Source organism: Acerihabitans sp. (genome assembly GCF_036398755.1).
Taxonomy (GTDB): Bacteria; Pseudomonadota; Gammaproteobacteria; order Enterobacterales; family Enterobacteriaceae; genus Acerihabitans.
The window spans coordinates 1-12,290 of record NZ_DASWOM010000080.1 but is presented as its reverse complement, the minus strand read 5'-3'; the positions used below and the strand labels follow the sequence as shown (position 1 = coordinate 12,290).

8 protein-coding genes are annotated in these 12,290 nt (G+C 56.4%); 4 read left to right on the top strand and 4 right to left on the bottom strand.

What is annotated here, in order from left to right; genetic code table 11:
- Positions 1 to 7 precede the first annotated feature (7 nt).
- Positions 8 to 1,429: an exodeoxyribonuclease I gene (sbcB, locus tag VGC33_RS13225; protein ID WP_331121230.1), complete on the bottom strand. Its 1,422-nt coding sequence runs from the start codon at positions 1,427 to 1,429 to the stop codon at positions 8 to 10.
- A gap of 240 nt (positions 1,430 to 1,669) precedes the next feature.
- Between sbcB and VGC33_RS13220 the strand changes: the two genes are divergently transcribed.
- Both VGC33_RS13220 and VGC33_RS13215 read left to right on the top strand, forming a co-directional pair.
- On the top strand, positions 1,670 to 1,930 hold the full coding sequence (locus VGC33_RS13220; RefSeq protein WP_331121229.1) for a hypothetical protein: 261 nt from the start codon (positions 1,670 to 1,672) through the stop codon (positions 1,928 to 1,930).
- A 349-nt stretch (positions 1,931 to 2,279) separates the two neighbouring features.
- The gene (locus tag VGC33_RS13215) at positions 2,280 to 4,340 is read left to right on the top strand and encodes a carbon starvation CstA family protein (RefSeq protein WP_331121228.1); all 2,061 of its coding nucleotides are present in this window, start codon (positions 2,280 to 2,282) and stop codon (positions 4,338 to 4,340) included.
- Between the two features lie 740 nt (positions 4,341 to 5,080).
- Here the strand turns inward: VGC33_RS13215 and VGC33_RS13210 are convergent.
- From VGC33_RS13210 to VGC33_RS13200, 3 genes are read right to left on the bottom strand one after another with little or no spacing between them, the layout of a single operon-like run.
- Entirely contained in the window at positions 5,081 to 6,304 is a 1,224-nt protein-coding gene (locus tag VGC33_RS13210) for a c-type cytochrome (protein WP_331121227.1), read from the bottom strand.
- Entirely contained in the window at positions 6,301 to 8,067 is a 1,767-nt protein-coding gene (locus VGC33_RS13205) for a GMC family oxidoreductase (protein ID WP_331121226.1), read from the bottom strand. Before VGC33_RS13205 ends, VGC33_RS13210 begins: the two co-directional genes overlap by 4 nt.
- Before the next feature lie 7 nt (positions 8,068 to 8,074).
- On the bottom strand, positions 8,075 to 8,836 hold the full coding sequence (locus tag VGC33_RS13200) for a gluconate 2-dehydrogenase subunit 3 family protein (RefSeq protein ID WP_331121225.1): 762 nt from the start codon (positions 8,834 to 8,836) through the stop codon (positions 8,075 to 8,077).
- Positions 8,837 to 9,406: 570 nt separating this feature from the next.
- Between VGC33_RS13200 and VGC33_RS13195 the strand changes: the two genes are divergently transcribed.
- Positions 9,407 to 10,486: an FUSC family protein gene (locus tag VGC33_RS13195; protein WP_331121224.1), complete on the top strand. Its 1,080-nt coding sequence runs from the start codon at positions 9,407 to 9,409 to the stop codon at positions 10,484 to 10,486.
- Positions 10,487 to 10,615: 129 nt separating this feature from the next.
- Positions 10,616 to 10,969: a DUF496 family protein gene (locus VGC33_RS13190; RefSeq protein ID WP_331121223.1), complete on the top strand. Its 354-nt coding sequence runs from the start codon at positions 10,616 to 10,618 to the stop codon at positions 10,967 to 10,969.
- The last annotated feature ends 1,321 nt before the right edge of the window (positions 10,970 to 12,290 follow it).

The following is a 12,290-nucleotide window of genomic DNA, read 5'->3' as shown; positions in this document are numbered from 1 at the left end:
GGGAGCGTCATAGCTGCTGGAGATAATCAAACAGCGCCTTTAGCAGGCGGGTTTTCTGTTCATCATCCGCGTGTTCGGCATACAGGCGTTCAAGATTTTCCACATAGGCTTGCAGCGTTTCCGGGGTAAACAGACCTTTGCGGTATGCCAGCCAGCGCTGCTGCTCGCCGTCATCCAGGGTGTGGGGGAAATTACGCGCCCGGTAGCGGAACAGCAGGGGCGCCAGGCGCGGGTCGACAAAGCTGATATCCAGCGCCGGCAGGTTAACCGGATCGGTTGCCTGGATAATGTCCATGGCCGCGCGGTCGGCGTCGCTGAAAAAACCATCATACAGCTGGGCGTCGACATTATCGGCGCCGGCAAAAGGCTCGGCGTCGGCATACAGCGCCACCACCTTTTCCCGCACGCCGGCATGCTGGCGCAGCACCTGCAGGTTTTGCAGGCAGCGCTGCCGGTCGATACCCAGGCGTTCAGCGTCCTCCGGGCGCAGCGTATTGGCGGGCGCCAGCACCGGGCATTTATTGATGTGCACCAGTTTAACCGGCACCGCGGATCGTTCGCCAAGCGTTTCGCGCCGCGTATACAGGCGGGTTCGCAACTCATCGGCATTCAGCTCCAGCAGCACCTCCATATCGCCGGCCAGATCGCAGACGATCAGGGCGTTTTGGTTTAGCGGGTGCCAGGCCAGCGGCACAATCCAACTGGTATTGCCGCGTCCGGCGCCGAACATGCCCGAGACATGGACCAGCGGTTTCATGGCGGCGATATCCACCAGGCTTTTCAGCTTTTGTTTGCCCCGGTGCTGGTAGAGGTAATCAAACAGCTTCGGCTGCGCGCGACGGGCCAGCTTCGCCATGGCGAGCGTGGCGTGGACATCGGCCATGGCGTCATGGGCGTTGGCGTGCTCCACGCCGTTGGCCCGGGTAAGGTGTTCCAGGCGAAAGCTGGGCAAACCGTCATCGTTAAGCGGCCAGTTAATGCCTTCCGGGCGCAGGGCGTAGCAGGCGCGCATCACGTCCAGCAGGTCCCAGCGCGTATTGCCCTGCTGCCAGGCGTAGGCATAGGGATCGTAGAAGTTGCGGTAAAAAATATTGCGCGTCACTTCATCATCGAAACGGATATTGTTGTATCCGAGGATGCAGGTGTCCGGCACGCTGAACAACGCATGGATGCGCCGGGCGAATTCCGCTTCGCTGACCCCTTCGCGGGCGGCCTGCTGCGGGGTAATGCCGGTGATCAGCACCGCCTCAGGCTCCGGCAGGTAGTCATCGGCCGGTTTGCAGAAAAAAACCTGCGGCTCTTCCAGCGGTTCGAAATCCAGGCCGACGCGGATACCCGCGAACTGGGCGGGCCGGTCCAGCGCCGGATGCTTGCCGAAGGTCTCGTAATCATGCACCAGAAAGGTCGGTTGCTTAGCAGTTTTGGCCACGGTGGTTTAGGGTCCGTTTAAGTGGATGGCATAAGGTGGCTACCATCGGAATTATCGGTTTATTATGTCATGATTAACGGCTAAACCCCACCCGGTTGACCCGCTAATGACGGCGCTTTGCCTGAGACCGCGGCGGCGGCGGTATGGCGGCGCATGCGCCACAAGCCTTGTTCCGGCGTTTGCCCCGCGCCGCGCCGGTTATTCGCCAGCGAACGTGACATTTTTTACGGATAATTACACATGCATACATTAATTATTGTGGTGACGGGTCTGGTCCTGCTCGGTCTGTTTGCCTATAGCGCGCATTTTATCGGCCGCCCGGCCGTGTCGACGGCGGTAAAGTCATTTATGGTGCTTTGGCTGGTCATTTCGCTGGCCAACCTTGGCATGGGCGTGTTCCGCGCCGGTTATACCCTGCTTGAAGAACTGCCGTTTTTCGCGCTGGTGTTCGGCATTCCGGCCATTGCCGCGCTGCTGGTTCGCAAGACGCTCAAAAAATAAAAAATGCTTGGCCGGACCTTGGGTCCGGCTTGGCCGCCGCGACATATCTTATTTACCCATCGCTCCCCTGTGATCTGTTATCCGGTTTTTTGCCGCCCAAGCCAATCGCCCTTATGGCGCGCCCGGCCTCGAGCGGCGCGGGCCGGGTTGTTTTTTGCCGCGCAAAATTATAGCCGATGTCTGATTTTCAGCGGCAGAAAGTTCAAGCTTTCCTGGCGGATCACATTTATGAGATTTGCGCCTGTCCAAACTGTTTAAGCAATGTTATGAGAAATAGTAATAAAACATTTCAGTCATTCCTGCACGGCGTTTTATTTAGATAGCTAATAAATTATAAAGGAGCGGGCGTATGCGAAATATTGCTTCCCATCTGGTTTGGGTATTGATAGCTGTTGCCGGTGCTTTTGGGATGGGCGTTATCGCCCTGCATAACGGCGAGAAGATTAACGCGTTGTGGATCCTGGTCGTCGCGGTGGCGGTCTATCTTATTGCCTACCGCTATTACAGCCGTTTTATCGCCCGCCGCGTGCTGCGGCTGGACGCGACGCGCATGACGCCGGCCTATCGCCATAACGATGGGCTGGATTATGTTCCCACCAACAAATATGTGCTGTTCGGCCATCACTTTGCCGCCATTGCCGGGGCCGGACCGCTGGTCGGGCCGGTGCTGGCGGCGCAAATGGGCTACCTGCCCGGCATGATCTGGATCCTGGCGGGCGTGGTGCTGGCGGGGGCGGTGCAGGATTTTATGGTGCTGTTCGTGTCGACCCGTCGGGACGGACGATCCCTGGGTGATTTAATCAAACAGGAGTTGGGGGCGGTCCCCGGCGTGATTGCCTTGTTCGGCACCTTTATGATCATGATAATTATCCTGGCGGTATTGGCGCTTATCGTGGTCAAGGCCCTGACCAATAGCCCGTGGGGCGCGTTTACCGTAGGCTGTACCATTCCGCTGGCGATCTTCATGGGAATTTACCTGCGCTTTATCCGGCCGGGTAAAATCGGCGAGATCTCGGTTATCGGCTTTATCGTGCTGATGGCCGCCATTATATACGGCGGCGATATTTCGCGCAGCCCAACCCTTGCGCCGTTCTTTACGCTTGACGGCAAACAGCTGACCTGGACGCTGATTATCTATGGCGGCGTGGCATCCATTCTGCCGGTGTGGCTGCTGCTGGCGCCGCGGGATTATCTGTCCACCTTCCTGAAGATCGGCACCATCGTCGGGCTGGCCATCGGCATCGTTTTTATCGCCCCGACCCTTGAAATGCCGTCCATGACCCGCTTTATCGACGGTACCGGTCCGGTTTGGTCGGGTACGCTGTTTCCATTCCTGTTTATTACCATCGCCTGCGGCGCCGTGTCCGGTTTTCATGCGCTGATAGCCTCGGGCACCACGCCCAAAATGCTGGAAAACGAGACCCAGGCGGCATTTATCGGCTATGGCGGCATGCTGATGGAGTCCTTTGTCGCCATTATGGCGCTTATCGCCGCATCGGTAATCGATCCGGGCATCTATTTTGCCATGAACAGCCCGGCGGCGGCCCTGGGCGGCACTACGGTTGAAGCGGCGGCGGCCGCGGTCAGCGGGTGGGGGTTTGAAATCACCCCGCAGATGCTGACCGACTATGCCCACTCGGTGGGGGAAACCAGCATTGTGTCGCGGGCGGGCGGCGCGCCCACCCTGGCGGTCGGCATGGCGCATATCCTTAGCCAGGCCGTGAGCAGTATCAGCATGGCGTTCTGGTATCATTTCGCCATTTTGTTCGAAGCGCTGTTTATCCTTACCGCGGTGGATGCCGGCACCCGCGCCGGACGTTTTATGCTTCAGGATCTGCTGGGCGTGGCGGTGCCGTCGCTGCGGCGCACCGATTCGCTGGCGGCCAATATTATCGCCACCGCGCTGTGCGTCGCCGCCTGGGGATATTTCCTTTACCAGGGCGTGGTGGATCCGCTGGGAGGCATCAACACGCTGTGGCCGCTGTTCGGCATCGCCAACCAGATGCTGGCCGCCATGGCGCTGACCCTGTGTTTTGTCGTGCTGTTCAAGATGAAACGCCATGTCTACGCCTGGGTGGCCGGCGTGCCGATGGCATTTTTACTGGTGTGCACCACCACCGCCGGGCTGATGAAAATTTTGTCCGACGACCCCCGGGTGGGTTTTCTTGCCCTGGCGCGCAAATACCAGGTGGGCATCGATCAGAACCAGATTATCGGACCGGCCAAAACCATGGAGGAAATGGGAAGGCTGGTGTTTAATAATCAGCTGAACGCCGGGTTAACCGCATTGTTTATTTTTGTCATGATAAGCATATTGCTGTTCGGCCTGCGCTCGGCCTACCAGGCCTATCGGCAGGATAACCGCAGCGATACCGAAGTGCCGTACCAGGCGTTGCCGCTGGTGAAATAACGGTTCGCCCGCGCCGCCGATCGGCGCGGGCAGCCTTAGTGCGCTATTAAAGCCAGGCGAATAAGCCGATAACGCATAACCAGAATAAGCCGCTCAACAGGAAAACCAGTCTCCAGGCTAAAGAACTTGAGATATTTATCATATGTGCAGGTATATTATTTAACTAGTGTTAATAATAGCGGCGAAATATATTATGTGATAACACGCCGGATAATCCATTCTAAGGATTTATTTGGCTAATCATAGCCCAAATTTAACATCGGTAATAGTGCCTTGAGATTAAAAATAGCAGTTTAATTCTTAACCTGTTAATTAATATGCATTAAATCGAACTACATAGTGGTTAATGTGTAATTAATTATTTAGTAGATAGGTGTGCTACTAATAATGATTTTAAGTAAATGAGTCATTATTTGACAAAACCTATTGCATCAGTTGGATGTTTAATTAGTGAAGTGGCCGTAAGGAAATAACGAGATTGATTTGGCGCGCCTATTCCGACTTTTCCCGGACAACGTTGATATTACGCCCGGCAACGGCGGCAAGATTGCCCGATGGCGGATACTTGGGCCATACACGCGATGGCGGACAACAGGATATGACCCGCCACGCCCGATGGCGGATTACGAGAGAGACGGATTTGGTCCCAGGGTGGACCCTTTGTCTCAGGCCGGCTTCGCCCGTTGGCCTAACGGGAAAAGCCGGCGCCCAGGCGACCGGCTAACCGGTGCCGCCACGCCTCAGGGCCGCAGCGTTTTACGCATGTCCTTAACGTCGTCGGCGCTGACCGGCGCCGCGGCGTTGCCCCAGCTGTTGCGGATATAGGTCAGGACATTCGCCACCTGGCCGTCATCCAGGTTCCAGGCGAAGCTGGGCATGGCGGGCGCGGTAGGGCGGCTGTCGGTGGCGCCGGCCCGGCTGCCGGCCAGCACCACGTTTATCAACGAGGCGGCGTTGGGCGCGCGGATAAGCGGATTGTCGGCCAGCCGCGGGAAGATATTGGCCTCGCCGGTGCCGGCGGAATTATGGCAGGCCGAGCAGCGATCGAAATAAATCGCCTTGCCGGCCACCATCCGGCCGTCATCGGCGGCCAGGGCTGTCGGGGCTTTGGCGTTGGAGGCGTCGCCCGATTTCAGATAGACCGCCACCGCCTTGAGGTCGTCATCGTGCCAGTGCTGGGAAGAGTGCTCAACCTCTTCCGCCATCGGGCCGGAGGCGATATCGAAGCGGTTGACGCCGGTGCGCAGGTAGGCAATCAGATCCTCCTCGCGCCATTTGCCGATGCCGGTATGGTCGTTATTGGTGATATCCGGCGCCCACCAGGCGCCCAGGCTGTTGCCCTGGAGGAAGTCGGCGTTTTTGTCGCCGCCCAGCAGGTTCTTCGGCGTATGGCAGGTGCCGCAGTGACCGGGACCTTGCACCAGATAGGCGCCGCGGTTCCATGCGGCGGATTGTTTCGGATCGGGCGTAAAGGCGCCCTTATCGAAATTGAGCCAGTTCCAGGCAATCAGGCTGGTACGGATATTAAACGGAAACGGCAACTGATTGGATTCCACCGGGTGATGGACGGGTTGCAGGGTTTGCAGGTACGCCCACAGCGCCTGGTTGTCCTCACGGGACATTTTGGTATAGGCGGTAAACGGCATCGCGCCGTACAGGCGTTTGCCGCCGTGGCCTATCCCTTCCGACATGGCGCGCTGGAAATCGTCGAACGTCCATTTGCCGATGCCGGTTTCCACATCCGGCGTTATATTGGCGCCCAGCAACGCGCCGAAGGGGGTGTCGATGCGAAACCCGCCGGCGAAGGGTTTGGCGGCATCCGTGGTGTGACAGGCGGTACAATCGCCCACCACCGCCAGGTAACGGCCCTTTGCCACCTGATCGTATTCCGGCTGCGCCCGGGCCTGTCCGGTCCAGGCGGTGAGCGCCAGCAGGCCGGCGTAAAATGAAATCAGCTTTTTCATGCGGTGATCATCTCCCCGGGGCGTTGCAGGTAGTGGTTGCGAATGGCGTGGGCGGCCTTGAACGCCAGCGCGCCCACGGTGCCGGTGGGGTTGTAGCCGGGATTTTGCGGGAAGGCGGAGGCGCCTACCACAAACAGGTTCGGCACATCCCAGACCTGCAGATGCTTGTTTACCGAACTGGTGGCGGGATCCGCGCCCATCACAAACCCGCCGACGATATGCGAGGACTGATAGGGCGCCGAATTCCAGTGGCCCTTCATCGGGCGCAGGTAATATTCGCGCGGATTCATCGCCTTGGCTATCTCACCGACTTTGCCGGTGCAGTAGGCCGCCATCTTCAGATCGTTGGCCGAAAAATCGAAGGTTACGCGCAATAATGGCCTGCCGAGCGGATCTTTATAATTGGGATCCAGGGAAAGATAATTGGTGCGCGTGCTGTAGCTGCTGGCCTCGCAGCCGATGCTCATGCTGCTCAGGTAGTTATTTTTCACCTGGCGCTTAAATTCGCTGCCCCAGGTCGGGGCGCTGGGCGGGGTGGGGTGGTAGCCGATCGGCGCCGCGCCGATCGGCGTGACGCGGATGCTGCCGCCGCCGAAAAATCCCAGGCCGCTGTGATCGAAATTATCATTATTGTAATCATCAATGCCCATGCCGACCGCCCCGGCGCCGATAAAGGGGTTGAAGTTTTTATTATCAAAAAACAGCTGCACCGAGTTGGCGGTCTGGTAGGCGTAGTTGCGCCCGGTGGTGCCGGTATTGGTGATGGGATCGTAGGGTTTGCCCACACCCGACAGCAGCATCAGGCGCACGTTTTCAAAGGTAAAGGCCGTGACGATCACCAGGTCGGCGGGCTGTTCCCATTCATCGCCGGAGGAATCGATATAGACCACGCCGGTGGCGCGTTTACCGGTGGAGTCGAGCGTGACTTTCATGACTTCGCTGTTGGTCAGCGCGGAAAAATTGTCTTTGCGGACCAGCACCGGCAGCACGGTGGTAATGGCGCTGGCCTTGGAATAGTTGGCGCAGCCGTAGTTGGTGCAAAAACCGCAATAGCTGCAAGGCCCCATGGCAACGCCCAGCGAGTTGGTATAAGCCTGCGAGACCAGGGACGAGGGGACCGGAAATGCCTTGTAACCCAGGTTCCTGGCTGCTTCGGCAAACAACGTCGGGCCGTAGGGCTGCTTCATCGGCGGCGTCGGGTACTCGCCGGAGCGCATGCCCTCGTAGGGGTTGCCGCCGTCGCGCTTGGCGCCGTTGAGGTTGGCGGCGTAGCCCGAAGTGCCCGCCAGCCGCTCGAATTGCATATAAAACGGTTCCATTTCCTCCCAGTCGGTGCCCCAGTCCTGCAGGGTAAGCTCCTCGGGCATGGCGTCGGCGCCGTAGCGTTCCAGCAAATGGCTTTTCAGGCGGAACTCCTCCGGCTGGAAGCGGAAGGTAATGCCGGCCCAATGATTGCCGGCGCCGCCGGTGCCGTTGCCCGGATGAAAGGATCCCCAGCTGCGCATGGGCAGCGCGGTTTGCGACGGATCGTTGCGGATGGTGATGGTATTTTGTTTGGTGCGCAGCATCAGCTCCTGGCTGCGGTTATAGCGCAGTTCGTCGGTCACCGAGGCGACGTTGAAGTCCCGCGCGGTATCGCGCCACGGGCCGCGTTCGATGGCGATCACTTCCAGGCCGGCGTCGGTCAGTTCATTGGCGATAATGGATCCCGCCCAGCCCAGGCCTATCACCACCACATCGGTTTTGGGGAGTTTCTTTGCCATAATGGGGTTATCCCTTGGTTTTCCATTGCTCACTGCCGCCAATGCTTACCGGCGTTAAATGAAGATCTTGATTATGCTGTTCGATAAGATCGCGGTAATCATAGCGGGCGCCGGGAAAACCAATCATTTTCCACGACACCATATCGCGATTGCCGCCGTACATCGGGTCGGCAAAAAAGCCTTCCATGGTGTTGTCCAGCACCTGTTTGAAAAACAGTTTCCCGTCGATATTGGCAAGCTTGATATCGCCTTTTTCCAGGCCGGTCAGGATCTGGTCCCGCTGTTCGGCGGGCAGTTCGGGAAAGGTTTTTTGAAAGGTTGTCCGGCAATAGTCTTCCAAATCCGCCAGGCCGATGCGATAGCGCTGCTGTGGCACCAGGGGGGATTGATCGCCCTGCTCGGGAGTGCCTTCCTGAAAGGGGCCTTCACGGTACAGGCGGGCGAAGGTGCCGTAGAAACTTTTCATCTGGCGGTCGATAAATACCACACAGCCGGCGTCTTTGCCGCTGACGCTCAGCTCGTCGGCGGGGATAAACCGCTCCACCATGGCCTCAAGCGTCGCCACTTCCTTGGGGTTGAAAAACAGCCAGCCGCCGTCGGCATCGGCAAAGGTTTCCACCGGATTGTGCGCGAACGGTTGCCAGCCCGGCGCGCCGGTCAAGGTCGCCGCCTTGGCGCCGGCGCCCGCGCCGATGGCCAAGGTCGCGGCGGAATAGGAAAGGAGCTGCCTGCGGGTTACCCCCGGTAGCGTTTTTTTTCTTTTGCGCATAGATGCTTCCCATTTTTTTGCGGCGGCCCCGTTGAGGCAACGCGCTGTTATCTGCCGCTTTTGACAGGATGAACCGGGGTGATAAACCCTATGACTATAAAGGATTCTTGTTTATAGCAAATTATGAATATGTTGCTAACAATTACGTAACCTACGATGGTATCGGTTCCTTTGGTCCGGAAAAATCCGGGCGGCCGATTTGAAAAAAAACGGCACTATAGTGTCTATATTGTTGTTTTTAAATAGTTTCCATCGCCACGTAGAGTGTTGCCCGCAATGTAAAAAGTTGTAAGGGAATGAGACCTTTCCCCTGATGACCAAGGGGCCATCAAGCCTTGCCTGCGGCCATTGTCCGGTATGCCGTCGGCGCGGTTGCAAACTAGCGAAGACAATGATTAGTAAAATATTTATACCCATACAATTATAGCGAGTAAATAATACCCGCAGAGAAAAGAGTTGTTTATAGCGGCAGGCTTACAATTTGAAATATGTAAGACTAATTATTGATGTGAAAAGCAGTTAATTTCTTTAAACTAGGCCTCCCGCTTCGCGTTACCAGGTCTATTTCCCGTGCGTTTGGATAGAAAAATTTCCTCACTCGAGCATACCATTTACCAGCATTACCGCATTGCCCACGGCCTGCGCATCGGCCTGGCCTTTGTGCTGACCTTTATGATTATCCGCCTGTTGGACATACCGGAGGGCACCTGGCCGCTTATCACGCTGGTGGTGGTGATGGGACCGATATCCTTTTGGGGCAATGTGCTGCAGCGGGCGATACAGCGCATTATCGGCACCGTGTTTGGCGCCGCGTCGGGTCTTATCGGCCTGCGGCTGGAGCTTTACTCTCTGCCGTTGATGCTGGTGTGGTGTGGCCTGGTGATGTTTATCTGCGGTTACCTGACGCTTGGCAAGCGCCCGTACCTGGCTTTGCTTATCGGCATCACCCTGGCGGTGGTCTGCGGCGCCGGCGCGGGAGATATGCAAACCGCCCTATGGCGCAGCGGGGACGTGATTATCGGTTCGCTCCTGGCGCTATTGTTTACCAGTATCTACCCGCAGCGGGCGTTTATTCACTGGCGCATGAAGACCAGCTTCAGCCTGATTGCCTTCAGCAAGATCTACGCCGCCTATCTTTCGCCTAATATTATCGAGCGCCCCCGCCTGGACGGGCGTTTAAAGAGGCTGTTGGCCGACGTAGGCAAAACCGGTACCCTGGTGACGCCGGCCAGCAAGGAAAGCGCGGTGGCCAAAGAGGTGTTTGACGCCATCCAGGACCTGAGCCGTAATATTGTCTGCGTGCTGGAGCTGCAAATCGACGCCTGGTGGGCCTCGCGCGAGAGCCACTTTATTTTACTTAACGCCACCACCTTGCGCAGCACGCAAATGGTGACGCTGCGGGCGCTGGTGACGCTGGCTGACGCGCTGCGCCAGGGCAATCCGGCGCCGATTGTCGCCAATAGCGGCGAACTGGCGGTTATCGCCGCTGAACTCAAGCTGTTAATGGCGCAGGCCAGCCAGCGTAACGAGGTGGAAGCGCCGATATTCGGCTACGTCTGGCTGAGCCTGAAGCTGACGCAGCAATTGGAACAGCTGGCGCGACTGCTTTGCCAGGCGCTGCGTAAGCCATTGCCGCAGCAGGAAGAATGAATTATGGCCCGGCGGCAAAAGCGGGTAAAATAGCTAAATGCCATTGCACCGGATAGCTGCTACTCTGTAAGGTAATGACTATGCGTTTGCGCACCGTTTTCAACCTATGACTTTAGCAAGGAAATTGACATGGATCACATCAAGCCTTCGTTCCAGGATGTCCTGGAGTTTGTGCGAATGTTTCGCCGTAAAAATAAGTTGCAGCGTGAAATTGCCGATAACGAGAAAAAAATCCGCGATAACCAGAAGCGCGTGCTGCTGCTGGATAACCTGAGCGACTATCTCAAGCCGGGAATGACCATTGAGGAAGTACAGGCCATCATCGCCAGCATGCGCACCGACTATGAAGATCGCGTTGATGATTACATCATCAAAAACGCCGAACTGTCGAAAGAACGCCGCGATTTGTCCAAAAAATTAAAAGCCATAGGTGAAGTCAAGGCCATGGCGGCCGGCACGCCTGGGGCCGGTAAAACCCTCTGACCGTCCTGATGGCCGGTTTCCCGGCGGCAACGTGGTCCGCCGCCGGGAAACCGGCTTTTTTATTAGCTATTAATGATAAAAAAATATTTGAATCAGATTGTTCATTCAATATTAAATAATAACCCACAGCTAATAAATAAAACGTCAAAAATATAAGAAAATTAATGATAACATATACTCAGTTTTATGATTGTTATCCAAGAAATTCGCAGCATCACCATTGCAAGATTCCCATCGGCTGAATAATATTGTAGATTGACGGGATAATAGTATTACAGGCTATAAATTATCATTTATACAATGGTTTGTGATGCATATGATTGACTCCTTTTTATTATTGATATTGTTTATTTAATCATATTTTTTTAGATTATTTACCCATGGTGAGCTCATTACCGGCAGAGGATGGTAGAAACATCTCCCGCATGCAGAACCTGATTCTGATGAAAAGGGAGCCGACAACGGCACAGGCAAAACGCAGGTAAGTTATTTCATGACCATCAGGAAATATCAACTCGGGGTAATTATATGCCCGGTTTTATTATTGTTCACAATAATGATATTATTTCAATCAATGGAGAATGCCAGGAAATCGGCGCCGCCGATTCAGCCCGCCTTACCCGCATATTATCTAGGGATAGGATTCCCGGCAGCGCAGGCGGCGAATCCGTTTTGTCCGATCACGGCCTGCGCCATGAGAGGCTTATCCACGCAATGTCCGTGCGCGCATCATCATTACAGTTTCAACGCTGAAAACATCAGGGCGGTAAACGCCGATATTCTTTGCAACCGTCAGGAGACGGGCAACCGCAGCATCTACCGGTTTATCAAGACCGATATCAAGCAACGCGTAAAACGGGCGATCAGGCGCTTGTTGCGCCTGGCGTATAAATAACGGCCTGTGGGGGAGGGTTTCGCTTGCCGCAGGCGGGGGATTGCATGTTGCCTGGGCGTGGGTTTCGCTTGCCGTGCGTTCGGCATATATATGTAGTGCCGGGTGCCGGCAAGCGACAAGGAGGGTGGACCGCGCCACCCTCCTTGACCTCCGCGCGTCCGGCAGGTCGTGCGCCGCTGCGCGGTCCCCGGCAGCGCAGCATCCCGGCTGTTGGACCGTCCGGCATGCGTTCCAGACGCAAGCCGGACTTTCGCCGCTCCCGGCGGCTCATCCAGCCGTGATACCGCACTGCCGGCGCACTCTATGCCGGCACAAGGTCAACACCATCGCCTGTTGGAGAAACGGTTTTTTTTGGGTTCTACGTGGCATGCACTTACCGGGAGAAATGTCATTTTCGGCTAAGGATTAAATAACAAGCTCACTACT

What these genes read in the sequence shown, in the direction of transcription:
- VGC33_RS13220 (WP_331121229.1), top strand. Translation starts at nt 1,670, where the DNA reads ATGCATACATTAATTATTGTGGTGACGGGTCTGGTCCTGCTCGGTCTG.
- VGC33_RS13215 (WP_331121228.1), top strand. Translation starts at nt 2,280, where the DNA reads ATGCGAAATATTGCTTCCCATCTGGTTTGGGTATTGATAGCTGTTGCC.
- VGC33_RS13210 (WP_331121227.1), bottom strand. Translation starts at nt 6,304, where the DNA reads ATGAAAAAGCTGATTTCATTTTACGCCGGCCTGCTGGCGCTCACCGCC.
- VGC33_RS13205 (WP_331121226.1), bottom strand. Translation starts at nt 8,067, where the DNA reads ATGGCAAAGAAACTCCCCAAAACCGATGTGGTGGTGATAGGCCTGGGC.
- VGC33_RS13200 (WP_331121225.1), bottom strand. Translation starts at nt 8,836, where the DNA reads ATGCGCAAAAGAAAAAAAACGCTACCGGGGGTAACCCGCAGGCAGCTC.
- VGC33_RS13190 (WP_331121223.1), top strand. Translation starts at nt 10,616, where the DNA reads ATGGATCACATCAAGCCTTCGTTCCAGGATGTCCTGGAGTTTGTGCGA.